The sequence below is a fragment of the Streptomyces omiyaensis genome (assembly GCF_014650895.1).
Lineage (GTDB): Bacteria > Actinomycetota > Actinomycetes > Streptomycetales > Streptomycetaceae > Streptomyces > Streptomyces omiyaensis.
Window position 1 is genome coordinate 547,008 of the sequence record NZ_BMVV01000002.1, and the last position, 23,516, is coordinate 570,523.

The 23,516-nt window shown below is 73.9% G+C and carries 22 protein-coding genes; 10 read left to right on the plus strand and 12 right to left on the minus strand.

Translation table 11 applies throughout. From position 1 onward, the window contains the following. Nucleotides 1-5: 5 nt before the first annotated feature. Nucleotides 6-1,013, minus strand: coding sequence for an aldo/keto reductase (locus tag IE287_RS05385; RefSeq protein WP_189847692.1), 1,008 nt, complete (start codon nucleotides 1,011-1,013; stop codon nucleotides 6-8). A gap of 275 nt (nucleotides 1,014-1,288) precedes the next feature. On the opposite strand from IE287_RS05385, the gene IE287_RS05390 reads away from it, so the two are divergent. The 4 genes from IE287_RS05390 (at nucleotide 1,289) to IE287_RS05405 (ending at nucleotide 7,549) form a co-directional block, all read left to right on the plus strand. Then, on the plus strand, nucleotides 1,289-1,465 hold the full coding sequence (locus tag IE287_RS05390; RefSeq protein ID WP_189847693.1) for a DUF6243 family protein: 177 nt from the start codon (nucleotides 1,289-1,291) through the stop codon (nucleotides 1,463-1,465). 359 nt (nucleotides 1,466-1,824) lie between these two features. After that, nucleotides 1,825-2,961, plus strand: coding sequence for a tRNA dihydrouridine synthase DusB (gene dusB / locus IE287_RS05395; RefSeq protein WP_189847694.1), 1,137 nt, complete (start codon nucleotides 1,825-1,827; stop codon nucleotides 2,959-2,961). Nucleotides 2,962-3,317: 356 nt separating this feature from the next. Next, nucleotides 3,318-6,029 carry a pyruvate, phosphate dikinase gene (gene ppdK, locus IE287_RS05400; protein ID WP_189847695.1) on the plus strand — a complete coding sequence of 904 codons (2,712 nt, stop codon included), beginning with the start codon at nucleotides 3,318-3,320 and terminating at the stop codon, nucleotides 6,027-6,029. A gap of 494 nt (nucleotides 6,030-6,523) precedes the next feature. Further along, a complete protein-coding gene (locus IE287_RS05405; protein ID WP_189847696.1) occupies nucleotides 6,524-7,549 on the plus strand; it encodes an ArsR/SmtB family transcription factor in 1,026 nt (341 codons plus the stop codon). On the opposite strand, the gene IE287_RS05410 is transcribed toward IE287_RS05405, so the two are convergent. Further along, nucleotides 7,519-8,679, minus strand: a complete 1,161-nt coding sequence (locus IE287_RS05410) for an alkaline phosphatase PhoX (protein WP_189847697.1) — start codon at nucleotides 8,677-8,679, stop codon at nucleotides 7,519-7,521. The genes IE287_RS05405 and IE287_RS05410 overlap by 31 nt on opposite strands. Before the next feature lie 226 nt (nucleotides 8,680-8,905). On the opposite strand from IE287_RS05410, the gene IE287_RS05415 reads away from it, so the two are divergent. Next, nucleotides 8,906-9,373, plus strand: coding sequence for a group III truncated hemoglobin (locus IE287_RS05415; RefSeq protein ID WP_189847698.1), 468 nt, complete (start codon nucleotides 8,906-8,908; stop codon nucleotides 9,371-9,373). A gap of 92 nt (nucleotides 9,374-9,465) precedes the next feature. Beyond that, entirely contained in the window at nucleotides 9,466-9,879 is a 414-nt protein-coding gene (locus IE287_RS05420) for a VOC family protein (RefSeq protein ID WP_189847699.1), read from the plus strand. An 18-nt stretch (nucleotides 9,880-9,897) separates the two neighbouring features. On the opposite strand, the gene IE287_RS05425 is transcribed toward IE287_RS05420, so the two are convergent. From IE287_RS05425 to IE287_RS05450, 6 genes are all read right to left on the minus strand, one after another. Further along, nucleotides 9,898-10,659 carry an SDR family NAD(P)-dependent oxidoreductase gene (locus IE287_RS05425; RefSeq protein ID WP_189847700.1) on the minus strand — a complete coding sequence of 254 codons (762 nt, stop codon included), beginning with the start codon at nucleotides 10,657-10,659 and terminating at the stop codon, nucleotides 9,898-9,900. A gap of 23 nt (nucleotides 10,660-10,682) precedes the next feature. Next, nucleotides 10,683-12,056, minus strand: a complete 1,374-nt coding sequence (locus IE287_RS05430; protein ID WP_229883282.1) for an MFS transporter — start codon at nucleotides 12,054-12,056, stop codon at nucleotides 10,683-10,685. An 85-nt stretch (nucleotides 12,057-12,141) separates the two neighbouring features. Then, nucleotides 12,142-12,726 carry a TetR/AcrR family transcriptional regulator gene (locus IE287_RS05435; protein ID WP_189847702.1) on the minus strand — a complete coding sequence of 195 codons (585 nt, stop codon included), beginning with the start codon at nucleotides 12,724-12,726 and terminating at the stop codon, nucleotides 12,142-12,144. Nucleotides 12,727-12,769: 43 nt separating this feature from the next. Then, a complete protein-coding gene (nirD, locus tag IE287_RS05440) occupies nucleotides 12,770-13,111 on the minus strand; it encodes a nitrite reductase small subunit NirD (protein ID WP_189847703.1) in 342 nt (113 codons plus the stop codon). Then, on the minus strand, nucleotides 13,108-15,630 hold the full coding sequence (gene nirB, locus IE287_RS05445; RefSeq protein ID WP_189847704.1) for a nitrite reductase large subunit NirB: 2,523 nt from the start codon (nucleotides 15,628-15,630) through the stop codon (nucleotides 13,108-13,110). Before nirB ends, nirD begins: the two co-directional genes overlap by 4 nt. Then, the gene (locus tag IE287_RS05450) at nucleotides 15,627-16,817 is read right to left on the minus strand and encodes an NAD(P)/FAD-dependent oxidoreductase (RefSeq protein ID WP_189847705.1); all 1,191 of its coding nucleotides are present in this window, start codon (nucleotides 16,815-16,817) and stop codon (nucleotides 15,627-15,629) included. The genes nirB and IE287_RS05450 overlap by 4 nt, the downstream gene beginning before the upstream one ends. 360 nt (nucleotides 16,818-17,177) lie before the next feature. Between IE287_RS05450 and IE287_RS05455 the strand changes: the two genes are divergently transcribed. The 3 genes from IE287_RS05455 to IE287_RS05465 are packed head-to-tail and all read left to right on the plus strand — an operon-like array spanning nucleotide 17,178 to nucleotide 19,592. Next, entirely contained in the window at nucleotides 17,178-18,458 is a 1,281-nt protein-coding gene (locus IE287_RS05455; RefSeq protein WP_189847775.1) for a ferredoxin reductase family protein, read from the plus strand. Beyond that, the gene (locus IE287_RS05460; protein WP_189847706.1) at nucleotides 18,455-18,757 is read left to right on the plus strand and encodes a hypothetical protein; all 303 of its coding nucleotides are present in this window, start codon (nucleotides 18,455-18,457) and stop codon (nucleotides 18,755-18,757) included. The genes IE287_RS05455 and IE287_RS05460 overlap by 4 nt, the downstream gene beginning before the upstream one ends. Nucleotides 18,758-18,806: 49 nt before the next feature. After that, nucleotides 18,807-19,592 (plus strand): sulfite exporter TauE/SafE family protein, encoded by a 786-nt coding sequence (locus IE287_RS05465; RefSeq protein ID WP_189847707.1) that lies wholly within the window; start codon nucleotides 18,807-18,809, stop codon nucleotides 19,590-19,592. A 7-nt stretch (nucleotides 19,593-19,599) separates the two neighbouring features. On the opposite strand, the gene IE287_RS05470 is transcribed toward IE287_RS05465, so the two are convergent. The 4 genes from IE287_RS05470 to IE287_RS05485 all read right to left on the minus strand — a co-directional run bounded on the left by IE287_RS05470 (nucleotide 19,600) and on the right by IE287_RS05485 (nucleotide 22,796). Next, nucleotides 19,600-20,220, minus strand: coding sequence for a class F sortase (locus IE287_RS05470; protein ID WP_189847708.1), 621 nt, complete (start codon nucleotides 20,218-20,220; stop codon nucleotides 19,600-19,602). A 93-nt stretch (nucleotides 20,221-20,313) separates the two neighbouring features. Beyond that, the gene (locus tag IE287_RS05475) at nucleotides 20,314-20,826 is read right to left on the minus strand and encodes a GVDTG sorting domain-containing protein (protein ID WP_189847709.1); all 513 of its coding nucleotides are present in this window, start codon (nucleotides 20,824-20,826) and stop codon (nucleotides 20,314-20,316) included. A 356-nt stretch (nucleotides 20,827-21,182) separates the two neighbouring features. Then, entirely contained in the window at nucleotides 21,183-21,974 is a 792-nt protein-coding gene (locus IE287_RS05480) for a sporulation protein (RefSeq protein WP_189847710.1), read from the minus strand. Nucleotides 21,975-21,983: 9 nt separating this feature from the next. Beyond that, entirely contained in the window at nucleotides 21,984-22,796 is an 813-nt protein-coding gene (locus IE287_RS05485; RefSeq protein WP_189847711.1) for an aminotransferase class IV, read from the minus strand. A gap of 99 nt (nucleotides 22,797-22,895) precedes the next feature. On the opposite strand from IE287_RS05485, the gene IE287_RS05490 reads away from it, so the two are divergent. Then, nucleotides 22,896-23,507 (plus strand): NADPH-dependent FMN reductase, encoded by a 612-nt coding sequence (locus IE287_RS05490; protein ID WP_189847712.1) that lies wholly within the window; start codon nucleotides 22,896-22,898, stop codon nucleotides 23,505-23,507. The last annotated feature ends 9 nt before the right edge of the window (nucleotides 23,508-23,516 follow it).

The following is a 23,516-nucleotide window of genomic DNA, read 5'->3' on the forward strand; positions in this document are numbered from 1 at the left end:
ACCCGTCAGTGCTCGCTGTCCAGGTGGGCCATCTGCGCGGCCGGGTAGCGGTCGCCCGCGGCGGCGCCCGCCGGGACGGCCGCCTCGATCGCGGCCAGGTCGGCCGGGTCGAGCACGACCTCCAGGGAGCCGAGCGCCTCGGCGAGCCGGGCCCGGGTGCGCGCGCCGACCAGCGGCACGATGTCGTCGCCCTGCGCCAGGACCCAGGCGATCGCGGCCTGTGCCACCGAGACGCCCTTGGCCTCGGCGACGGCCCGCAGCCGGTCGACGAGGTCGAGGTTGCGGTGCAGGTTCTCGCCCTGGAAGCGGGGGCTCATGCCGCGGAAGTCGCCGGGGGCGAGCGCCCGGTCGCGGGTGAAGTGGCCGCTGATCAGGCCGCGGGAGAGGACGCCGTACGCGGTGACGCCGACGCCCAGCTCGCGGGCGGCCGGCAGGATCTTCTCCTCGATGCCCCGGGAGACCAGCGAGTACTCGATCTGGAGGTCCGCGATCGGGGCGACGGCGGCGGCCCGGCGCAGGGTGTCCGCGCCGACCTCGGAGAGGCCGATGTGCCGGACGTGTCCGGCCTCGACCAGCTCGGCGATGGCGCCGACGGTCTCCTCGATCGGCACGTCGGGGTCGACGCGGGCGATCCGGTAGACGTCGATGTGGCCGGTGCCGAGCCGCTGGAGCGAGTACGCGGCGAAGTTCTTCACCGCCGCCGGCCGGCCGTCGTATCCGGTGAAGCCGCCTTCGACGGTCCGCAGCGCGCCGAACTTCACGCTGGTCAGCGCCTGCTCGCGGCGGGCGGCGGGCGCGGTCCGCAGCGCCTCGGCGATGAGCAGCTCGTTGTGCCCCATGCCGTAGAAGTCGCCGGTGTCGAGGAGGGTCACGCCGGCCTCCAGGGCCGCGTGGATCGTCGCGACCGATTCGGCCCGGTCGGCCTCGCCGTAGAGCGCGGACATGCCCATGCAGCCGAGCCCGAGGGCGGAGACGGCGGGACCGGTGGTGCCGAGGGAGCGGGTGGGAAGCATGGCGGTCTCCTGAGGGGAGGAGGGGTGGGGGTGCCCTTCAACCATGACATGACCGATGACAGATTTCAATATTTGTCATTCAATGGGTGATGGCGGTGGCGGTGACGAGGACGGGGAGGGCGGCGCCGGCGGCGGGCGGCCGGAAAACCGGATGCGCCGTCCGGGGCCGCGTCGGTACGGTGCGGGCATGTTTGCTCACCTCCCGATCTACGAGTGAGAGCGGCGCGCAGGCCGATCCACCGACCACCGCCCACCTCATCGAAGGGGAGAACCCCATGGCGAAGAGCCGCAACAACCTCCTCGGCGTCGGCGGACAGCGCAAGAAGCTGTCCCGCGCCGAACAGCACGGCGCCGGCCAGGGCCGCACCGCCGACCGCCTGTCCGCGGAGGAGCGCAAGCAGGACCTCCTGAAGAAGATGCGCGAGCGCAACCAGGACCCCGCCACCGAGTAGTCGCCGATGCCGGGGGCCCGGTCCGCAGCCGCGGACCGGGCCCCCCGCCGTCCCCGCCCGGCCCTCCGCCGCCCTCGCCCGGCCCTCCGCCGTCCCCGCCCTGCCCGCCGCCCGCGCGTGCCGGGCGCCCGCCGTCGAGGAGTGAAGCGTCACGGGCACCCGCGGCGGCACCGTCGCGGCACCCTGTGCCACCGGGTCCGGAGGCGGGCCCGCCACGGGTCCGGCCGTCGCCGCCGGCCGCCGGACCCGGTGGCCGGCACCGGTGGGGAGGCCCGGCCGTGCCCGGCTCCCGGGGCGGGCGGGGGCGGATCGCCGGGCCGTCCCCCGGGCGGTGCGGCGCGGTGCGGGACAATGGGGCCATGACCGCGTTCTCCCCCCTCTCCATCGGCCCGCACGTCGTGCAGCCGCCGGTGGTGCTCGCGCCCATGGCCGGCATCACCAACGCCCCCTTCCGCACCCTCTGCCGCGAGTTCAGCGGAGGCAAGGGCCTCTTCGTGAGCGAGATGATCACGACGCGGGCGCTGGTGGAGCGCAACGAGAAGACGATGCAGCTCATCCGCTTCGACGCGACGGAGCAGCCGCGGTCGATCCAGCTCTACGGGGTGGACCCGGTCACCGTCGGCAAGGCGGTGCGGATGATCGTCGACGAGGACCTCGCGGACCACATCGACCTGAACTTCGGCTGCCCGGTGCCGAAGGTCACCCGCAAGGGCGGCGGCTCGGCGCTGCCGTACAAGCGGCCGCTGCTGCGGGCGATCCTGCACGAGGCGGTGACGAACGCCGGGGACCTGCCGGTCACCATGAAGATGCGCAAGGGCATCGACGACGACCACATCACCTACCTGGACGCGGGCCGGATCGCGGTCGAGGAGGGCGTGACGGCGATCGCCCTGCACGGGCGGACGGCGGCGCAGCACTACGGCGGCACGGCCGACTGGGACGCGATCGCGCGGCTCAAGGAGCACGTGCCGGAGATCCCGGTGCTGGGCAACGGCGACATCTGGTCGGCCGACGACGCCGTGCGGATGATGCGCGAGACCGGCTGCGACGGCGTGGTCGTGGGGCGCGGCTGCCTGGGCCGGCCGTGGCTCTTCGCGGACCTGGTGGCGGGCCTGGAGGGCACCGGGGGGTACCGGACGCCGCCGCTGCGCGAGGTCGCGGACGTGATGGTGCGGCACGCGACGCTGCTGGGGGAGTGGCTGGGCGACGAGCAGCGGGGCGTCGTCGACTTCCGCAAGCACGTGGCCTGGTACCTGAAGGGCTTCTCGGTCGGTTCGGAGATGCGGAAGAAGCTGGCGGTCACCTCGTCCCTGGAGGCGCTGCGCGCTCAGTTGAGCGAGCTGGACCTGGACCAGCCGTGGCCGGTGGGCGCGGACGGCCCCCGGGGCCGTACGTCCGGAAACAACCGTGTCGTCCTGCCCGACGGCTGGCTGAAGGACCCCTACGACTGCGCCGGAGTGAGCGAGGACGCCGAGCTGGACACGTCCGGGGGCTGAGATTTTCGGCCTTCCGGGGGAGTGATCCTCGCCACCCTTGAGGTGGGCGCCGCTCAGATGAGCAGGTTACGAAGGCTGCACCGCTTGAAGGGTGGCACTGGGTGCCACCCTTTTTGCGTTCAAGAGTTGAACGCAAATGGGCGGGAAGGCTGCTCATGTGAGCGGATCGTCCCTGGATTGGGTCAAGCGGGCTTCGGGGCGTGAAAGCGGAAGCTTCACCTCGGTAACTTTCGAAGTGGGGGCGGACGGGTGGTTAAGACCGTGTGACCGGTAGGCGTACCTCCCCAGAAGCCTTCGATCTGGGTATGTTCCTCGCCGTCAGGGCAGCCAACCGAGTCGTCGAGGAGTCGAGACCCGTGTCGGAAAACAATGATCAGAAGTTCGTGTACGACTTCACCGAGGGCAACAGGGACCTGAAGGACCTGCTCGGTGGCAAGGGGGCCAACCTCGCCGAGATGACCAACCTCGGTCTGCCGGTCCCCCCGGGCTTCACGATCACCACCGAGGCGTGCAAGGTCTACCTCGAGTCCGGTTCGGAGCCCGCCGCCCTCCGCGACGAGGTCTCGGCCCACCTCGACGCCCTGGAGCGGCAGATGGGCAAGAAGCTCGGCCAGGCCGACGACCCGCTTCTCGTCTCGGTCCGCTCGGGCGCCAAGTTCTCCATGCCGGGCATGATGGACACGGTCCTCAACATCGGCCTCTCCGACGAGTCCGTGAACGGCCTCGCCCGCCAGGCGGACAACGAGCGCTTCGCGTGGGACTCGTACCGCCGGCTCATCCAGATGTTCGGCAAGACCGTCCTCGGCGTCGAGGGCGAGCTCTTCGAGGACGCCCTCGACGAGGCCAAGGCCGCCAAGCGGGTCGCCAGCGACACCGACCTGGACGCCGCCGACCTGCGCGGGGTCGTCGAGCACTTCAAGGCGATCGTGAAGGCCGAGACCGGCCGCGACTTCCCGCAGGACGCGCGGGAGCAGATGGACCTCGCCATCGAGGCCGTCTTCAACTCGTGGAACACGGACCGCGCCAAGCTGTACCGCCGCCAGGAGCGCATCCCGGGCGACCTCGGCACCGCCGTCAACGTCTGCTCGATGGTCTTCGGCAACCTCGGCCCGGACTCCGGCACCGGCGTCGCCTTCACCCGCGACCCCGCCTCCGGCCACGAGGGCGTCTACGGCGACTACCTCCAGAACGCGCAGGGCGAGGACGTCGTCGCCGGCATCCGCAACACGGTGCCGCTGGCCGACCTCGAGTCGATCGACAAGAAGTCGTACGACCAGCTCATGCAGATCATGAACACGCTGGAGACCCACTACAAGGACCTCTGCGACATCGAGTTCACCATCGAGCGCGGTCAGCTCTGGATGCTCCAGACCCGCGTCGGCAAGCGCACCGCCGGTGCCGCCTTCCGCATCGCGACCCAGCTGGTGGACCAGGGCCTGATCGACGAGGCCGAGGCGCTCCAGCGCGTCAACGGCGCCCAGCTGGCCCAGCTGATGTTCCCCAAGTTCGACGAGAACGCGAAGGTCGAGCAGATCGGGCGCGGCATCGCCGCCTCCCCGGGCGCGGCCGTCGGCAAGGCCGTCTTCGACTCGTACACGGCCGTCAAGTGGTCCCGCTCCGGCGAGAAGGTCATCCTGATCCGCCGCGAGACCAACCCGGACGACCTGGACGGCATGATCGCCGCCGAGGGCATCCTGACCTCGCGCGGCGGCAAGACCTCGCACGCCGCCGTCGTCGCCCGCGGCATGGGCAAGACCTGTGTCTGCGGCGCCGAGGAGCTGGAGGTCGACACCAAGCGCCGCCGCATGACCACCGCCTCCGGCGCGGTCATCGAGGAGGGCGACGTCGTCTCCATCGACGGCTCCACCGGCAAGGTCTACCTCGGTGAGGTACCCGTCGTACCGTCCCCGGTCGTCGAGTACTTCGAGGGCCGCATGCACGCCGGCGCCGACGACGCCGACGAGCTGGTCCAGGCCGTCCACCGGATCATGGCCTACGCCGACCGCGTCCGCCGCCTGCGGGTCCGCGCCAACGCCGACAACGCCGAGGACGCCTCCCGCGCCCGCCGCTTCGGCGCGCAGGGCATCGGCCTGTGCCGCACCGAGCACATGTTCCTCGGCGAGCGCCGCCAGTACGTCGAGCGCCTGATCCTGGCCGACACCGACGCCGAGCGCGACGAGGCCCTCAAGGCCCTGCTGCCGCTCCAGAAGACCGACTTCGTCGAGCTCTTCGAGGCCATGGACGGCCTGCCGGTCACGGTCCGCCTGCTCGACCCGCCGCTCCACGAGTTCCTGCCCGACATCACCGAGCTGTCGGTGCGCGTCGCCCTCGCCGAGTCCCGCAAGGAGCCGCACGAGAACGACCTGCGCCTGCTCCAGGCCGTGCACCGGCTGCACGAGCAGAACCCGATGCTGGGTCTGCGCGGCGTCCGTCTCGGCCTGGTCATCCCCGGCCTGTTCACCATGCAGGTCCGGGCGATCGCCGAGGCCGCGGCGCAGCGGATCGACGCCAAGGGCGACCCGCGCGTCGAGATCATGATCCCGCTCGTCGGCACCGTCCAGGAGCTGGAGATCGTCCGCGAGGACGCCGAGCGGGTCATCGCCGAGGTCGTGGCGGAGACCGGCGTGGAGCTGAAGCTGGCGCTCGGCACCATGATCGAGCTGCCCCGCGCGGCCGTCACCGCCGGCCAGATCGCCGAGGCCGCCGAGTTCTTCTCCTTCGGCACCAACGACCTCACCCAGACGGTCTGGGGCTTCTCCCGCGACGACGTGGAGGCCAGCTTCTTCACCGCCTACCTGGAGAAGGGCATCTTCGGCGTCAGCCCCTTCGAGACCATCGACAAGGACGGCGTCGGCGCGCTGGTCCGCTCCGCGGTCGAGGCCGGCCGGGCCACCCGCCCCGACATCAAGCTCGGCGTCTGCGGCGAGCACGGCGGCGACCCGGAGTCGGTGCACTTCTTCCACGAGGTCGGCCTCGACTACGTCTCCTGCTCGCCGTTCCGGATCCCGGTGGCGCGCCTGGAGGCGGGCCGCGCGGCGGCCGAGGCGAAGGGCAGCGACAGCCGCTGACCCGAGGGGCCCGCGGGCCCCGCGAAGCCCCCGGGGCCGCCGTCGGTCATCCCTTCCGTACCCTCACCGGCGGACGGCGGTCCCGGATCCGAAAGAGACGGGACGGACACCTTGTGCGGAGGTGTCCGTCCCGTCGTTTTCACGTCAGATTCATGCGCAATTACGTCCGCATTGAATTATTGGAAATTGAACGTCTGTGTTTGCGGCCGTTTCGGCTGCGGCCCCCGGATCCCCACCCGGGGGCCGCACCCTTTTTCACGTGTCGGGCAGGTGAGCCGCAACCCTCGCCGACCGCCGCCGGACGGGCAAAGCCCCCCACGGTCTTCACCACGTCACCTCGGTCCTGAAGGTTTCCTGCCCGACCTGCACAGCATTTCCGTTGGGCCCTGTTCGCCGCGATGCTTTTCAACTGTGGCTGAAACACCCTGGTAACGTGCAGTGATGGTGTGCATACTCGATCGCGGGGTGGTTGCGAGTGCACAGGTGGGGACTTCATGCTTCGTATTCATTTCACCGCGGACGATCTGGTGGGGGTGCGGATCGCCGCCCGTCCTGACGTCCTGTGGGAAACGATTCTCAGCTTTCACCGTTTAAGGGACCGGCGCGGTCCCGTGGTGTTCGGCGGGTGGCGCACGGAAACGAGGGCGCGGCTCGGCGGGGAGACCAGGCTGCTCGCCGCGCTCGTCCCGAGCCGGGGCTATTTCCCCGACTTCCTCACCCCGGCGGAGGGACTCCACGGCCTCGACGACGGCCTCCAGGCGGTCCGCGCGACCGCTCCGGGCCGGCTCCGCTCGGAGCTCTCCCTGCTGGCCGCCGACCGGTCGGGCGGCCGCACGGTGCCGCACTCGCTGCGGGCCCTCGCCGACGGCGGCCCGGAGCCCTTCGACCGGCTGACGGGCGCGCTGCGGAGCTACCACCGGGCGGCCGTGGAGCCCTACTGGGCGCACATCAGGGCCCGGGTGGAGGCGGACCGGGCCCGGCGCGGCCGGGCCGTCCTGGACGGCGGTGCGGAGGAGCTGCTGGACTCGCTGCCGCCGATGCTGAGCTGGCGGGCGCCGGTCCTGGAGGCGGCCTACCCGGTCGACCGGGACGTGCACCTGGACGGGCGGGGGCTGCTGCTCCAGCCGTCGTACTTCTGCCGGGGGACGCCGGTGATGCTGCGCGACCCGGCGCTGCCGCCGGTGCTGGTCTACCCGGTGACCCACGGGGAGGCGCCGACGGTCCGCCCGCCGCGGGTCTCCTCGCTGGCGAAGCTGGTCGGCCAGACCCGGGCGGAGGTCCTCCGGGCCATCGGGGACGGCGGGACGACGAGCGAGCTGGCCCGGCGGGCCGGGGTGTCGCTCGCCTCCGCCAGCCAGCACGCGGGCGTGCTGCGCGAGGCCGGTCTCATCGCCACCCTCCGGCACGGGAACGCGGTGCTGCACACGCTGACGCCGCTGGGCGCCGCCCTCCTGGGGGGAGGCGGGACCCAGCGGCGGGAGGAGCGCTGTTACGCGCGGAACGGGCCGGTCACCTCGTAGGTGATGCCGCCCGAGGAGCTGCCCGAGGTGCCGCGCTGGCTGGAGAAGTACAGCCGCGTGCCGTCGGGCGAGAAGGCCGGTCCGGTGATCTCGGAACCGGACTGGCCGGTGATCCGCAGGAAGGGCGCGACGGTGTCGTCCGGCGTGATCAGGCAGATCTCCATGTTGCCGCCGTCCTCGGCGACGTAGAGGTCGCCGGAGGAGGCGCCGGTGACGTTGTCCACGCCGGTGAGCGGAGCGGCGCCGCCGGGCACCAGCGAGTCGTCGTAGGCGAGCTCGTAGGTGCTGTTCGTGAGGTTCAGCTGCCAGAGGCGGTTGTCGCCCTTGGTGGTGAACCAGACCTTGTCGTCGGCGTAGTGGCAGCCCTCGCCGCCGCTGAACTTCTTCGCGCCGGAGACCTGGCTGCGGGTGGTGGTCGGGGAGCCGTCCGGGTCCGGCACGTTCTGCCAGGTGAAGGAGCCGGAGGTGGCCGTGCCGGCCTTGAGGACCTGGAGGGTGCCCGAGGAGAGGTTGCCCCAGGTGGACGGGACGAAGCGGTAGAAGCAGCCGTCGGTCTCGTCCTCGGTCAGGTAGACGACCTTGCGGACCGGGTCGGCGGCGGCCGCCTCGTGCTTGAAGCGGCCCATGGCGTCGCGGCGGACCGCCGCGTTCACGCCGTAGGGGTCGGTCTCGTAGACGTAGCCGAGGCTGACCTCCTCGCAGGAGAGCCAGGTGTTCCACGGGGTCTTGCCGCCGGCGCAGTTCTGCCGGGTGTTCGAGAGGATCCGGTACGCGCCGGTGACGGTGCCGGTGGCGCCGAACCTCAGGGCGCTCGCGCCGCCGCTCGGGTTGATCTCCGAGTTGGAGACGTAGATCCACCCGGTGCCGTCGGCGTAGCAGGCGCCGCCGTCGGGGGCGTTGTGCCAGGTGTACGAGGTGCCGGGGACGGTCTGTCCCGAGCGGGCGACGATCCGGCTGGTGAAGCCGGCCGGCAGCAGGATGCCGTTCGCGTCCGCCGCGCCGAGCGCCCCGTAGGGCCCGGCGCCGGGCTGGGCGGGGGCCGCGTAGGCGGCGCCCCGCATCAGGGTGCCGCCGAAGGCGGCCGCCGACGTGCCGATGACCGCTCCGCGCAGGAAACTGCGTCGCTCCACGTCTTCTCTCCAGGGGTGTGGTGACCGCCCGCCGCACGGTCAGCGGCGGGGCCGCGCGGAGAGTGAACCTAGGAGCCGGGAGTTGACTGGGCATCAACAACCGGTGACGGGGAGGGGGCGGCTACGGGGCGGCGGGGGTGAGCCCCGCGCGGACGGCGGGGCGCCCGCCCGCGGGGCGGGACCTTCGGCACTGGGGGCGGCGGGCCCGGCCCGGCAGACTGGACGCATGCGCGAGACCCGGGAGCTCACCGACATCGGCGGCCGCGACGACCTCGACGTGCTGCTGCGCCGCTTCTACGCGGCGGCCTTCGCCGACCCCCTCATCGGCCCGTTCTTCACCGAGGTCGCCGGCACGGACCTGGAGGTCCACCTGCCGCGCATCACCGACTTCTGGGAGCGCGCCCTCTTCCGCACCGCCCCCTACGGGCGGGACGCCTTCGCCCCGCACGCCGCCCTGCACTCCGTCCGCCCGCTCACCCCCGCCCACTTCGGGCGCTGGGTGCAGCTCTGGCACGCCACTGTCGACGGGCTCCACCGGGGACTGCTGGCGGACCGGGCCAGGATGACGGGGGAGCGGATCGCCGTCTCGATGCTGAAGCGGCTCGGCGGCCCCGGAGCGGAGGCCGCGGCGGCGACCGGCGGGACCGGCGGTTTCGTCCCGCTGGCGGCGCTCACCCTGCGCGCGGCGGCCTGAGCCGGAAGAATCCTCCGGCGGAGCGATGAGTTCGGGCCGGCCGGTCCGTCTTACCTCTCGACAGCACCGCACGACGGAGAAGAGAGCACGCCATGGCCCCGCAGATGATCTTCGTGAACCTGCCCGTGAAGGACCTCGCCACGAGCCGCGCCTTCTACGAGAAGCTCGGGTACACGATCAACCCGCAGTTCAGCGACGACAGCACGGCCTGTGTGGTGATCGGCGACACCATCTTCGTCATGCTGCTCACCGGGGAGAAGTTCGCCACCTTCACCGCCCCCGGCAAGGAGGTCGCCGACGCCGCCGCCACCACCCAGGTGCTGCTCACGCTCAACGCGGAGAGCCGCGAGAAGGCCGACGAGCTGGCCGACCGGGCCCTGGAGGCGGGCGGCGCGCCGGCGAAGGAGCCGATGGACATGGGCTTCATGTACGGCCGCTCCTTCGCCGACCCGGACGGCCACCACTGGGAGGTCTTCTGGATGGACCCGGCCACGACGCAGGGCTGAGGGCCCTCGTGGGCGGGCTCAGGCGGAGACGCCGCCGTCGACCACCAGGTCGGTGCCGACGGTCGAGCCCGCCGCGTCCGAGGCGAGGTACAGCACCGCCGCCGCCACCTCCGCCGCCGAGGAGATCCGGCCGAGCGGCGACTGCTCCTTCATCCGGACCTCCCGCCCGGCCTCCGTCTCGCCGGGCAGCAGCGACATCGCGGACTCGGCGGCGCCCGGGCTGACCGCGTTGATCCGGACCCCGTCGCCGATGTGGTCGAGGGCGGCGGCGCGGGTGAGCGCCGAGACGGCCGCCTTGGAGACCTGGTAGCCGAAGAGGCCGGGGAGGCGGACGTGCGGACCCAGGTTGGACGAGACGTTGACGATCGCGCCCCCGCCGTGCGCCCGCATGTGGGCGACCTCGGCCTGGAGGGCGTGCAGGACGCCGGTCACGTTGGTGTCGAGCAGCGCCCGCCAGTCGTCGAGCGGGAAGTCGGCGGCGCTGTGCCCGCCCCGGAAGATCCCCGCGTTGTTCACGGCGACGTCGAGTCCGCCGTAGGTCTCCACCGTCCGCCGGACCAGCGCGCGGGTGGACTCCGGGTCCGTCACGTCGGCGGTGACGGCGGTGGCGGTGCCGCCCTCGGACCGGATCAGTGCGGCGGTCTCCCCGACGGTCGCGGCGGTGCGGCCGGCGACGACCACCCGCCCGCCCTCGGCGGCGAAGGCGCGGGCGGTCTCGCGGCCGAGGCCGGAGCCGGCGCCGGTGACGAGGACGACGCGGCCGGTGAAACGTGCGGTCATGGGAACTCCCCTGGAGGCGTGGGTCACGTGGCGAGGCGGACGGTGAGGAGGGCGAGGCCGGCGAAGAGCGCGGCCGCCGCGGCGAGCGGCGCGCTGTCGCCGCCGAGGGTGAGCAGGGCGGCGAAGAGCACGGTCGGCCCGAGCTCCATCGCCGTGTTCAGGACGCCGCCGGCGAGCCCGGCCCGGTCGGCCCCCACCCGCTCGGTGGCGAGGACGGCGGCGCCCGCGAAGGAGAGCGCCCCGCCGGCCGGCAGCAGGAGCAGCCCCGGCAGCAGCCCGTACGCGTAGGGCGCGGCCGGGTCCGCGGCGCCGGCCGCGAGCAGCGCGAGCCCGGCGGCGGCGGTGCCCAGTCCGGCGGTGGTGACCCGGGCGGGCCCGAACCGCGCGAGCAGCGGCCCGGCGGCGCGGCCCGCGCCGAGCAGCGCGGCGGCGAAGGGCACGAAGGCGCCCGAGGTGAGCAGCGCCGACCAGCCGCGCCCGTGCTGGAGGGAGAGCGAGAGCAGGACGAAGACGGTGGCCGTGCCGGCGGCGGTGAGCGCGATCGCGGCGAGCCCGAGGAGCCGTCGCCGGTCGCGCAGGAAGTCCGGCGGGAGCAGCGGGTCGGCGGTCCGCCGCTCGGTGCGGGCGAAGACGGCGAGCAGGGCGAGGCCGGTGAGCAGCGGTACGAGGACGGGCGCGGAGCCCCACGGGTGGGCGTCGGTCAGCACCAGTCCGGTGCTGGCGAGGGCGATCCCGGCGGTGGCGAGGAGCGCGCCCGGCAGGTCCAGGGCGCGCTCGGCGCCGGGCGGGGTGGCGGGCAGCAGCCGGGGCGCGAGGAGCAGCGCGGCGACGGCGACGGCGACCGGCACGGCGAAGGAGGCGCGCCAGGAGAGGGCGGCGGTGAGGACGCCGGAGAGCAGGTTCCCGGCGGTGGCGCCCAGGACGGAGAGCCCGCCCCAGGTGCCCATCGCCCGCCCGTAGGCGGCCGGTTCGGGGTGGAGGGCGCGCAGCGCGCCCATCGCCGCGGGGGCGACGAGCGCGGCGCCCGCGCCCTGGGCGAAGCGGGCCGCGAGCAGGGTGCCGTACCCGGGTGCGAAGGGAGCGAGGGCGGAGGCGGCGGCGAAGAGGAGCAGGCCCGCGGTGAGCGCCCGGCGCGCGCCGTACCGGTCGGCGAGCCGTCCGCCGAGCAGCAGCAGCCCGGCGAAGGAGAGTCCGTAGGCGGCGCCGAGGAGGATCAGCCCGCTCCGGTCGAGGCCGAAGGCGGCGCCGATCCGGGGGAGCGGGACGGCGAGCGAGGCGAGCGTGAAGATGAGCGTCGCCTGCACGGTCCCGAGGAGCGCGAACCCCCGGCGGACGCCCCGGGGGTCCGCCGGGGCGGCGGGTGCCGCGGTCGCCGTGGTCCTTCCGTACGTCGTCATGCCGTCCCCCATCTGTACTTGACCGTACATTCCAGAATCACCCCCGGAAAAAGGCGCCCCGAAGGGCGCCCGTCCCCGTGGCCGCTCAGTCCAGCAGCCGCAGGGCCTCCTCCGCCGCGTCCCGGACCCTGGCCGGGTCCGTCGACGCCTTGCCGACCACCCGGATCCCCTGGAGCAGGACCAGGAGCATCCGGGAGAGGGTGCGCGGATCGCGCCCCTCCGGCAGCTCGCCCCGGGCGCGGGCCCGGGTGAGCGACGCGTACAGCAGGGTCTCGATCTGCTCCCAGCTCAGCTCGACCCGGTGGGCCACCACCGGGTCGCGCGGGGCCAGTTCCGCCGCCGAGTTGGTGACCAGGCAGCCCCTCAGGCGCTCGCCCTCCGCCGCCGCCTCCGCGGCGAAGCGGCGGACCAGCGCCCGCACGGCCGGCAGGGCCGGGCCGGGCGCGGACAGCTCCTCGACGAGTCCCGGGTCCCGGGTCTCCAGGTAGCGCTCCAGCGCCTTCAGGTAGAGCTCGTGCTTGTTGCCGAAGGTCGCGTAGATGCTGGCCCGGCCGATCCCGAGGCGCTCCACGAGGTCCGCCATCGACGTCGCCTCATAGCCGCGCTCCCAGAACAGGTCGAGTGCCGCCTGGAGCGCGGCCTCGGGGTCGAATTCCTTGGTCCTGGCCACGAGGGGACCGTACGCCGATCTGGAACGATCGGTCAAGTATCCCTCAGGAGGAGAGGCGGACCTCGTACACCGCCACCGCCACCGCGTCGTCGTCCAGGCACCGCCCCGTCTCCAGGTCGAAGCGCTGCTTCAGGAGCGGCGAGGCAACGAACGGACGCCCGTCCGCCGTGCCGACCAGCCCCCGCGACAGCACCTGCGCCCCCGTGAACGGATCGCGGTTGTCGATCGCGTACGCCCGGCCCGCGCGGTCCCGGAACACCGCCGCCTGCCGGCCGTCCGGCAGCAGCGCCGCCAGCCCCCGGCCCGGGGTCAGCCGGGCCGCGTCGCAGACCGTCATCCAGGAGTCGGGCGTCGGGGAGAGTTCGAGAGTCGTCGGTGTCTTCATCGGGAGAGGGCTCCTTCCAGGGTGCCGATCGTCAGGATCGTGAGGTCGGGCTTGATCTGGTCCCGCTCCGGCACGAACCGCACCGTCGGGTCGGGCGTCTCCGGGGCGTTCACGAAGGAGACGAAGCGCCGCAGCCGCTCCGGGTCGTCCAGGGTCTGCGCCCACTCGTCCCGGTAGTCGGAGACGTGGGCCGCCATCAGCGCCTCCAGCTCGTCGCAGAGGCCCAGCGAGTCCTTCACGATCACGTCCCGGAGGTGGTCGAGCCCGCCCTCCAGGCGCTCCAGCCACACCGACGTCCGCTCCAGGCGGTCCGCCGTCCGGATGTAGAACATTAGGAACCGGTCGATGAGCCGGATCAGTTCGGCGTCCGACAGGTCCTGCGCGAGCAGGTCCGCGTGGCGCGGGGTCGCGCCGCCGTTGCCGCCCACGTACAGGTTCCAGCCGTTCGCCGTCGCGATCACGCCGAAGTCCTTCGACTGGGCCTCGGCGCACTCGCGGGCGCAGCCGGAGACCGCCGACTTCAGCTTGTGCGGGGCGCGCAGCCCCCGGTAGCGCAGCTCCAGGTGGATCGCCATCTTCACCGAGTCCTGCACGCCGTACCGGCACCAGGTCTGCCCCACGCAGGACTTCACCGTGCGCAGCGCCTTGCCGTAGGCGTGCCCGGACTCGAAGCCGGCGTCCACGAGCCGGGTCCAGATGGCCGGGAGCTGGTCGACCCGGGCGCCGAAGAGGTCGATCCGCTGACCGCCGGTGATCTTCGTGTAGAGGCCGTAGTCGCGGGCCACCTCGCCGATCACGATCAGCTTCTCCGGCGTGATCTCGCCGCCGGGGATGCGCGGCACCACCGAATAGGAGCCGTTGCGCTGGAGGTTGGCCAGGTGGTGGTCGTTGGTGTCCTGGAGCGAGGCCTGCTCGCCGTCGAGGATGTAGCCGTTGTTGAGGGAGGCGAGGATCGAGCCGACGGTCGGCTTGCACACCTCGCACCCCTCGCCGCCCTTCGCCGTCTCCCGCCCGTGCGAGTCGAGCAGGGCGGCGAAGGAGGTCGCCCGCAGGGTGCGGGCGATCTCGTAGAGCTCGCTGCGGGTGTAGGAGAAGCAGCCGCAGAGCCCCTGGTCGGCCGCCTTCGGCAGCAGCTTCTCGATCACCTTCACGCAACTGCCGCAGCCGGTGCCGGCCTTGGTGCACTTCTTCACCTCGGCCAGCGAGCCGCACTGGCCGATCGCGTGCTTCGTCACGTTGTGGCAGGAGCAGATGACGGCGTCGTCCGGCAGCGCGGACGGGCCGAGCGCCACCGGCGCCCCCGCGCCCGCGGGCAGCACCAGCTGCTCGGGGGAGACCGGCGGCTTCGTCCCGGTCAGCGGGCGCAGCAGGCCGTACGACTCGGCGTCGCCCACCAGCACGCCGCCGAGCAGCCGGCCCTCCGGGTCCACCACCAGCTTCTTGTAGACGCCGGCGCGGGAGTCCGAGTAGACGACGTCCAGGCAGCCCTCGGCGGTGCCGTGGGCGTCGCCGAAGGAGGCCACGTCCACCCCGAGCAGCTTCAGCTTGGTCGACAGGTCCGCACCGGTGAAGCCGGTGTCCTCGCCCGCCTCGTCGGCGAGGACCGAGGCCACCGTCAGCGCCATCTCGTACCCGGGCGCCACCAGGCCGTAGACCCGCCCGTCCGAGGCCAGCGCGCACTCGCCGATCGCGAAGACCGCGGGGTCGGAGGTGCGGCACAGCTCGTCCACGGCGATGCCGCCGCGCTCGCCCACGTCCAGCCCGCACTCCCGCGCCAGCTGGTCCCGGGGGCGCACACCGGCCGAGAACACCACCATGTCGACGGCGAGTTCCGAACCGTCCGACAGGCGCATGCCCGTCACGGACCCGTCGGCCGTCACCACCTCCTGGGTGCCCGTGCCGGTGTGCACGGTCAGCCCCATCCGCTCGATCGTCCGCAGCAGCGCCGCGCCGCCGCCCTCGTCGACCTGCACCGGCATCAGCCGCGGCGCGAACTCCACGATGTGCGTGTCCAGGCCGAGGCCCTTCAGCGCGCCCGCCGCCTCCAGGCCGAGCAGACCGCCGCCGACCACCGCGCCGGTCGTCGCCGTCCCGGCGTACTCCTCGATCGCCAGCAGGTCCTCGATCGTCCGGTAGACGAAGCAGCCGGCGGCGTCCTTGCCGGGCACCGGCGGCACGAAGGGGTACGAGCCGGTGGCCAGCACCAGGTGGTCGTAGGCGACGACCCGGCCCGACCGGGCGGTCACCGTCCGCGCCTCCCGGTCGATCGCCACGACGGGCTCGTCGGTGTGCAGCTCGATGCCGTGCCGCTCCATGAAGCCGTCCTCGACCATCGACAGGTCGTCGGGCGTCTTCCCGGAGAAGTACGAGGTCAGCTGGACCCGGTCGTACGCCGGACGCGGCTCCTCGCAGAGGACCACGATCCTGGCCCGCTCGGTGACGCCCCGGTCGGCGAGCGCCTCCAGGAACCGCTGGCCGACCATTCCGTGGCCGACCAGGACGATGGTGGGAGTGGTCATGAGGAGCCTCCGTCGTGGGTGAGCAGGTGCAGCAGGGGGGCCTCGGGAAGGGCTTCGTCGCCCTCCCAGGCCCGGGCGAGCGCGCCGACCGCGGCCAGGTCGCCGAGGAGGACGCCCCCGACGAGCCGGTTGTCGCGGACGACGACCTTGCGGTACGCGCCCCGGGTCGCGTCGGTCAGCTGGACGACGTCGTCGCCCGGCCGCGGGGTGGCCTCGCCGAACGCCGCGAGGTCGAGCGGCCGCGCTCCGCCGAGGGTCAGCCGGGTCAGCGCCCGGGTGCCGGTGTAGCGGGACCCGGCGGAGCCGGCGAGCACGTCCGCGAGGACGTCCGCCTGCTCCAGCGCCGGACCCGCCAGGCCGTAGACCCGGCCGGCGTGCTCGGCGCAGTCGCCGACCGCGTGGATGCAGGGGTCCGAGGTGCGCAGCTCGTCGTCGACGACCACCCCCGTCCGGACGTCGAGCCCCGCCTCGCGGGCGAGCGCCACCCGGGGGCGGACCCCGCAGGCCAGGACCACGACCTGGGCGTCCAGGACGAAGCCGTCGGCGAGTTCCACCGCCGTCACCGCCCCGTCCCGCTGCCGCAGACCGCTCACCCGGCACTCGGTGTGCGTCTCGACGCCGAGCCCGTCCAGGTGCTCCCGCAGCAGCGCGGAGGCGTGCGGGTCCAGATGCCGCTCCATCAGGTCCTCGCCCTGCTGGGTGAGGACCACCTCCGCGCCGAGCGCGGCCAGCGCCCGCGCCGCCGACACCCCGAGGAGGCCGCCGCCGACGACGACCGCCCGGACGCCGGGCCGGACCACGGCCCGCAGGGCGAGGCAGTCGTCCAGGGTGCGGAAGGAGTGCACGCCCTCGGGCAGCTCCGGCCCGCGCAGACCGCGCAGCGGCGGCAGCACCGGGTTGGAGCCGGTGGCCAGGACCAGCCGGTCGTAGCCGACCAGCGACCCGTCGGCGCACTCCACCGCGCGGGCCGCCCGGTCGATGCGCACCACCCGCGTCCCGCGGCGCACCGGCTCGCGGGGCTCGGGCAGGGCGATCACCTCGGGGGCGTACCGCCCGGCGAGGACGTCGGCCAGCAGCACCCGGTTGTACGGGAGGTGCGGCTCCTCGCCGAGGAGGGTGACCGGCAGGCGCTGGGCGAGGCGGAGGCCCGCCGTCCCGCCGCCGACCACCACGATCCGTGTACTCATACCGGGAAGGGTGCGCGGCCGGTGTTTCCCGGTGGCATCCCGACTGTTTCCCGTACGGAACGCTGATCTCCGACGGGGACCGGGCGGGCTGTGAGGGCGGCCCGGACCCCGCGGGGTTAAGGCGTGATCAGCCGTGCCTCAAGCCCGGCTTAAGCACCCCGGTTCCCGTATACGGGCCGCCCTAGGGTGACGGAGGTGACCACCGAGGCCCGCCACCACCCGCTCTACACCCCCGTGCCCGTGCCGCTCGCCCCCCACGGCTCCGGGCCCCGCACCGCACCCCCGCCGCGGCCGGCCCCGGCGCCCGGCCCGGCGCCCGCTCCCGTGCTGCGGCTCGCGCCCCGGCGGCTCCAGGACGGCATCCTCGGCGGCGCCGGGGCCGTCGCCCTGCTGTGGGGCGTGCAGGCCCGCCCCTCCGCCCGCCTCGACGCCTTCTTCGCCACCGGCGCCCACCTCACCGGCCTCCTCGCCGGATACGGCGTCCTCGTCCTGCTCCTGCTGATGGCCCGGGTCCCGGCGATCGAGCACGGCGTCGGCGCCGACCGGCTGGCCCGCTGGCACTCCCGCGGCGGCCGGTACACCCTCGGCCTGATCGCCGCCCACACGGTGCTCGCCCTCTGCGGCTACGCCGTCCACACCCGCACCGACCTCGTCACCGCCACCGGCGACCTCCTCTCCTACGGGGCGATCGCCGCCGCCGTCGCCGGCACCCTCCTCCTCGCCGCCGTCGGCATCACCTCCGCCCGCGCCGTCCGGGGCCGGCTCCGCCACGAGACCTGGCGCGCCGTCCACCTCGGCGCCCTGCTCGCCGCCGCCCTCGGCTTCGTCCACCAGCTCGCCGGACCGGACATCGCGGGCGGGCTGCTCACCCGCTGGCTCTGGTCGATGGCCCACGCCACCGTCGCCGTCCTCCTCGTCTGGTACCGCCTCGTGGTGCCCGCCCGGGCGGCCCTCCGGCACGACCTGCGGGTCAGCGAGGTGCGCGACGAGGCGCCCGGCGTCGTCTCCGTCCTCGTCCGGGGCAGGGGAGTGGCCCGGCTGCGCGCCGAGCCCGGCCAGTTCTTCCGGTGGCGCTTCCTCAGCCGCGGCCTGTGGGCCACCGCGCTGCCCTTCTCGCTCTCCGCGCCGGTCCGTGACGACACCCTGCGGATCACCGTGAAGGTGCGCGGCGACCACACCCGCCGGGTCCGCCGGCTGCGCCCCGGCACCCGCGTCCTCGCCGCGGGCCCCTTCGGCGCGTTCACCGCCCACCGCCGCACCCGCCGCAAGGTCCTGCTGCTCGCGGGCGGCGTCGGCATCACCCCGCTGCGGGCCCTCTTCGAGACGATGCCCGGCGGACCCGGCGACATGACCCTGCTCTACCGCGCCTCCGACGAGGGCGGCCTGGTGCTGCGCGCCGAGCTGGAGGCCATCGCCCGGGAGCGGAAGGCCGCCCTGCACTACCTCCTCGGCCCCTCCGACGGCTCCTACGACCCGCTCGCCCCCCGCGCGCTGCGGGCCCTCGTCCCCGACCTGGCCGCCCACGACGTCTACCTGTGCGGGCCGCCCGCGATGGCGCGCGCCGCGACCGCCTCCCTGCGCAGGGCCGGGGTGCCGGCCTCCCGCATCCACGCCGAGAACTTCGAGGAGCAGGCCCCGTGACCCGAGCAGCGATCCGAGCCGCCCGCCGCACCGCGCCCGCGGACGTCCCCCCTGCGGTGCCCCGCGGCCTCCCGTCCGCGGGCGCGCCCGGACCCGCGACCGCGGTCCCCGGGTCCGCTCCGGCCCGGCACCGGGCGCGGCCGAAGCCGCCGACCGAGGAGCGGCTGCGCCGCAGGCTCGCCGTGGTGCTCGCCGCCACCGGGGCGCTCGCCGCGACCCTGCTGACCGGCGTGGACCCGGCCGCGCCGCCCGCGCCCGACCGGGAGCCGGGGCACACAAGCTCAGACCTTGCTCAATGATCAGGAGATCGATGGACGGGGCAACGATCCCGTCCCTAGGCTCGCGGGCATGCCCGACATCGCCCTCAGCACCCTCGTCCTGCTCTGCCTGGCCGCGCTCGTCGCGGGCTGGATCGACGCCGTGGTCGGGGGCGGCGGACTGCTGCTCCTGCCGGCGCTGCTGATCGGGCTGCCGAACGCCTCGTACCCCTACGTCACCGGCACCAACAAGGCGGTCGCGATCGTGGGCACGACGGGCGCGGCGATCACCTACGTCCGCAGGACGAAGGTGCCGGTGCGGACGGCGGTGCGGGTCGGTCTCGCGGCCCTCGCGGGCTCGACGGCCGGCGCGCTCTTCACGACCGCCGTCGACGAGGAGATCCTGCGGCCGCTGATCATCGTGGTGCTCGTCGCGGTGGCGGCCTTCGTGATCCTGAGGCCCTCGTTCGGCGCGCGGCCCGAGGGCGGGGACGGGGCGCCCCTCACCCGGGCCCGGGTGGTCACCGCGATCGTCCTCGTCGGCGGCGGGATCGGCTTCTACGACGGCCTGTTCGGGCCCGGCACCGGCACCTTCCTGGTGCTGGCCCTGACCGCCGTCCTCCACCTGGACCTGGTGACGGCCTCCGCCACCGCGAAGATCGTCAACGTCTGCACCAACGCCGGCGCCCTCGCCATGTTCGCCTACCAGGGCACCGTCTACTGGCAGCTGGCCGCCCTCATGGCCGCCTTCAACCTGACCGGCGGCATGGTCGGCGCCCGGATGGCGCTCAGCAAGGGCTCGGGGTTCGTCCGCGGGGTGCTCCTGGTGGTGGTCCTCTCCATGGTGGCGAAGCTCGGGTGGGACCAGTGGGCGTGAGACCGGCTCAGCGCACCCCGATGAGGTGCCCGAAGGCCACCACGTTCCCCTGGTAGCCGCCGCTCTTCTCGGAGAAGCCGCCGCCGCAGGTGATCACCCGGAGCTCGGCGCGGTCGGTGGCGCCGTACACCTTCTCGTCGGGGAAGGCGTCGTTGGCATAGACCTCGACGGCGTCGACGGTGAAGACCGCGGTCCTCCCGTCCTCCCGGTCGATCTCGATCCGGTGCCCCTTCTTCAGGGCGCCGAGCGTGTAGAAGACGGCGGGGCCGCCGGCGTTGTCGACGTGCCCGGCGACGATCGCGGTGCCCTCGGCGCCGGGCGTGACGCCGTCCCCGTACCAGCCGGCCAGATTGCGGTCCTCGGCCGGCGGGACCTCCAGGGAGCCGTTCGGGGCCAGGCCGAGCCGGGTCATCGGGGCGTCGACGTCCGTCTCCGGGATGCGCAGCCGCACCGGCGGGGACGGGGGCAGCGGGTCGGCGGCGGCGTCGGTGTGCACGCTCGGCCCGGCGGCGAAGGCCTGCGCGGCGGAGGGGACGGGCGGGGTGACGTCCTGCGAGCCGTTCTGGACGAGCCAGATGCCGGCGCAGGCGGCGACCGCGATGCCCCAGCCCTTGCTCCTGTTGCTCACGTCGCTTCCTCACGGGTGTCGAGGGGAGAAGAAGGTCCCGCCCCCGGCCGGCCGTGTGCGGGAGCCGGCGCGGGGGCGGGACGGGCGGTGTGATCAGTGGCCCTGGGCGCCGCTCGCCCGGCGCCGCATGAGCCACACACCGCCGACGGCAGCCGCGGCCAGCACCGCCGCGCCTGCCGTGACCTGGGCGGTGTCGGGGCCGATGCTGCCGCCGACACCGGTCTTCACGTGACCGCTGGGCTCGCGGTGCTTGACGGTCAGCTCGCCCCGGGCCGTCCGGCCGTTGTCGCAGGCCACCGCGATCCAGTGGGTGCCCGGCCGGGCGTGCTGGGGGAGCGTGAACTGCCCGACCACGACCTCCTTGTGGGTGCTCGGGCTCAGCTGGAACTCCCCGGCGCCGACCGAGTTGGCGTCGCCGACGCCGTGCCCCTTCTTGCCGCACGCCAGGGTGTTCACGGTGACGGTCGTGCCGGGCGAGGCGGAGGAGGGGTAGATCTCCAGCGTCTGGGGTCCGTCGTTGTTCGCGTACGCCGACGGCGCGGCGAACGCGCCGAGCGCGACGACCGTCAGCGCGGTTCCGGTGAGCAGGCGGGCAGTGGGGCGCATGGTGGGGTCCTCCGGGGCGCGCGGTCGTTCGGTCTTCCGTAGGACCGAGGTAACGGCCCCGGCGCGCCCCGCGCCTGCTGATGGGGCATCAGGATTGCGCCGTCCGATACGGCGCGTCGACTGGAATCCGGGCGTTTGTGCAGCTCGGAGCGGGTTTCGAGTCGTCGGTCACCACGTCGTGCCGAACGGGTGAGCGGGACGGGGCGGGACGGGCGGGAGGGGTGGGCCCGGGGCCCGCGGGCCCCGGGGACGAGCCTTCCAGGGGCCCGCGGCCCGGCGCCCCGCGGGTCTCCGCGGGGTCACGGGGGTGCGCCCCCGCGCCCCCGCGGGCCCGGGGCGCGGGGGCGCGGCGGGGGTCAGTCCTCGTCGCGCCCCGTGCGCTTCAGGACCGTCAGTTCGCCGAGCCACTGCCGGGCGTCCGCCGTGAAGTCGCGGGCGCCGACCTCGTGGTGGGCGGCCACGTACCGCAGGGCCGGCGGCTTGTTCTCCCAGTACTTCCCGGTGGCGTACTTCCGCAGGAAGATCTCGCTGCCCACCGCGTTGGTGTGGAAGGTCAGCTCCACCTCCCGCAGCCGGTCCTCCGTCGCCTCCGGCCGGGTGAGCCGGAAGCCCTGCCACGCGTAGAGGTGCCGTTCGACGTCGGGGATCGTCGTCCCGTGGACCTGTGCCCCGTCGACCGCGTACCCCTCCGCCACGAACGCGTCCAGGACCGCCTCGTGCAGCGGCAGCGCCTCGATCCGCACCGGGTCCATGTCCGTCTGCGCCTTGACCCCGGCGGCGTCGACCTCGGTGCTGATGCCGATGACGACCCCGAGGTCCTGCCCGCGCAGGTCGTTGACCGGGGTCTCCCAGCCCAGGCGGAACGTGAGCGGGACGCGCTTCTCCTGGCCCTTCCCGATCTCGAACCAGCCTCTGACGCTGGGGCGTCCGATCGTGTCGCCGCTGCCCTGGCCGTCGCCGTCGCCCTTGTGGAACAGCGGCGCGTTCGCCACGAGCCGGAGCTGTATGGACTCGATCTCCAGGTCGCGCTCGGGTGCCCGCACCACCACCTCCCCGCGCAGCAGGCCGCCCGGCCGCACCGGGCCGGGCTCGATGATCGTGTCCACTTCGAGCGGGATGCCGCCGCCGAAAAGCCTCTTGAAAACCATGGGCGCAGGCTAGCGGGCGGATCCGTCCGCGTCCCCGGAAGCGATCTCCTCGCCCGGAACCCCCGCGTAGGTGCCGGCCACCCGCGCCATCAGCTCCTCGTCCACCGGGTACGTCACCCCGTCGATGCCGGTCACCGGCGCGATGGTGCGCGCGTTGGCGGTGAAGGCGGCCCGGAAGGAGGGGAGTTCGGCCAGGCCGACCGCGCGGTGCGCCGACGGCAGCCGGGGCGCGAGCAGTGCCATCGTGATCCCGGTGAGATGCGGCGCGGTCGGCCACACCACCGAAGTGCCGTCCCAGAAGGCGATGTTGGAGACGGCGGCCTCGGCGACCTCGCCCGCGGGGGAGGTCAGCAGCGCCTCGTCGAAGCCGGCCCGGCGCGCCGCGTCGCCGTGGTACCTCTGCGCGAAGCCGCCCAGGTGCTTGAGGTGCGCCGCCGGGCGCAGGTAGTCGACGGCCGTCAGGCGCTGCGGGGCGCCGGGACCGTCGGGGGCGGCCTCGCGGACGGTGACCGCGACCAGGACCCGGGGCCCGTCCCCGTACGCGTACACCCGTGCCGAGGAGTCCCGCCGGCCCGAGGACGCGACGGCCCGCGCGAGGAGCTCCCGGACCCGCTCCCCGGGCAGGGGGCGCCCGAACAGCTCGCGGGTGGCCCGGTCGAGGCGGTCGAGGTGCAGACCGAGGCCCTTCACCCGGCCGCCCCGCACCTGCATCGCGGTGAAGTGCCCGTACCCGCCCATCACGGCGGCGAGGACTCCGGGACCGGCGGCCGGGACGCCGTCGACCTCGACGTGGACGGGGGAGGGGGCGGGCGGGGTCGTCATGGGCCCACGGTAGTCGGAGGGGCCCGGGGACCCGCTCCCGGAGAACCCTTCGGAACCGCGCTTGACCTCAACCAAACTTGAGGTACCACGATCATCCGCATGGACACCACGAACTCCGCCGCCGCGCGGGCCGCCGCCCCCCTGACCCTCGCCCTCGTCGTCGCCAGCGACCGGGAAGGCCGCTTCGCCCCCGTCGTCGCCGACTGGTTCCGCGGCCGGGTCGCCGAGCGCCCCGACTTCGCGCTCACCGTCGTCGACCTCGCCGAGATCCGCCTGCCCACCGCCCTCTCCTACGACCCCGACCCCGGCGTCCGCGCCGAACTGGCCCGCGTCACCCCCGTCCTGGAGGCCGCCGACGCCTACGTCGTCCTCACCCCCGAGTACAACCACTCCTTCCCGGCCTCCCTCAAGAACCTCATCGACCGCCACTACACCGAGTGGCGCGCCAAGCCCGTCGGCTTCGTCTCCTACGGCGGCATCTCCGGCGGCATCCGGGCCGTCGAGCAGCTCCGTCAGGTCTACGCCGAGATGCACGCCGTCACCGTCCGCGACGGCGTCGTCCTGCCCAACGCCCAGGGCCTCTTCGGCGAGGACGGGGCCTTCCGGGACCCGGCCGGACCGGAGGCCGGAGCCAAGCTGATGCTCGACCAGCTCGCCTGGTGGGGCCGCGCCCTCAAGGACGCCAAGGCCGTCCGCCCCTACGGGACCTGAGGATCCGCC

What these genes read in the sequence shown, in the direction of transcription:
- IE287_RS05385 (WP_189847692.1), bottom strand. Translation starts at nt 1,013, where the DNA reads ATGCTTCCCACCCGCTCCCTCGGCACCACCGGTCCCGCCGTCTCCGCC.
- IE287_RS05390 (WP_189847693.1), top strand. Translation starts at nt 1,289, where the DNA reads ATGGCGAAGAGCCGCAACAACCTCCTCGGCGTCGGCGGACAGCGCAAG.
- dusB (WP_189847694.1), top strand. Translation starts at nt 1,825, where the DNA reads ATGACCGCGTTCTCCCCCCTCTCCATCGGCCCGCACGTCGTGCAGCCG.
- IE287_RS05405 (WP_189847696.1), top strand. Translation starts at nt 6,524, where the DNA reads ATGCTTCGTATTCATTTCACCGCGGACGATCTGGTGGGGGTGCGGATC.
- IE287_RS05415 (WP_189847698.1), top strand. Translation starts at nt 8,906, where the DNA reads ATGCGCGAGACCCGGGAGCTCACCGACATCGGCGGCCGCGACGACCTC.
- IE287_RS05420 (WP_189847699.1), top strand. Translation starts at nt 9,466, where the DNA reads ATGGCCCCGCAGATGATCTTCGTGAACCTGCCCGTGAAGGACCTCGCC.
- IE287_RS05425 (WP_189847700.1), bottom strand. Translation starts at nt 10,659, where the DNA reads ATGACCGCACGTTTCACCGGCCGCGTCGTCCTCGTCACCGGCGCCGGC.
- IE287_RS05430 (WP_229883282.1), bottom strand. Translation starts at nt 12,056, where the DNA reads ATGACGACGTACGGAAGGACCACGGCGACCGCGGCACCCGCCGCCCCG.
- nirD (WP_189847703.1), bottom strand. Translation starts at nt 13,111, where the DNA reads ATGAAGACACCGACGACTCTCGAACTCTCCCCGACGCCCGACTCCTGG.
- nirB (WP_189847704.1), bottom strand. Translation starts at nt 15,630, where the DNA reads ATGACCACTCCCACCATCGTCCTGGTCGGCCACGGAATGGTCGGCCAG.
- IE287_RS05450 (WP_189847705.1), bottom strand. Translation starts at nt 16,817, where the DNA reads ATGAGTACACGGATCGTGGTGGTCGGCGGCGGGACGGCGGGCCTCCGC.
- IE287_RS05465 (WP_189847707.1), top strand. Translation starts at nt 18,807, where the DNA reads ATGCCCGACATCGCCCTCAGCACCCTCGTCCTGCTCTGCCTGGCCGCG.
- IE287_RS05475 (WP_189847709.1), bottom strand. Translation starts at nt 20,826, where the DNA reads ATGCGCCCCACTGCCCGCCTGCTCACCGGAACCGCGCTGACGGTCGTC.
- IE287_RS05480 (WP_189847710.1), bottom strand. Translation starts at nt 21,974, where the DNA reads ATGGTTTTCAAGAGGCTTTTCGGCGGCGGCATCCCGCTCGAAGTGGAC.
- IE287_RS05485 (WP_189847711.1), bottom strand. Translation starts at nt 22,796, where the DNA reads ATGACGACCCCGCCCGCCCCCTCCCCCGTCCACGTCGAGGTCGACGGC.
- IE287_RS05490 (WP_189847712.1), top strand. Translation starts at nt 22,896, where the DNA reads ATGGACACCACGAACTCCGCCGCCGCGCGGGCCGCCGCCCCCCTGACC.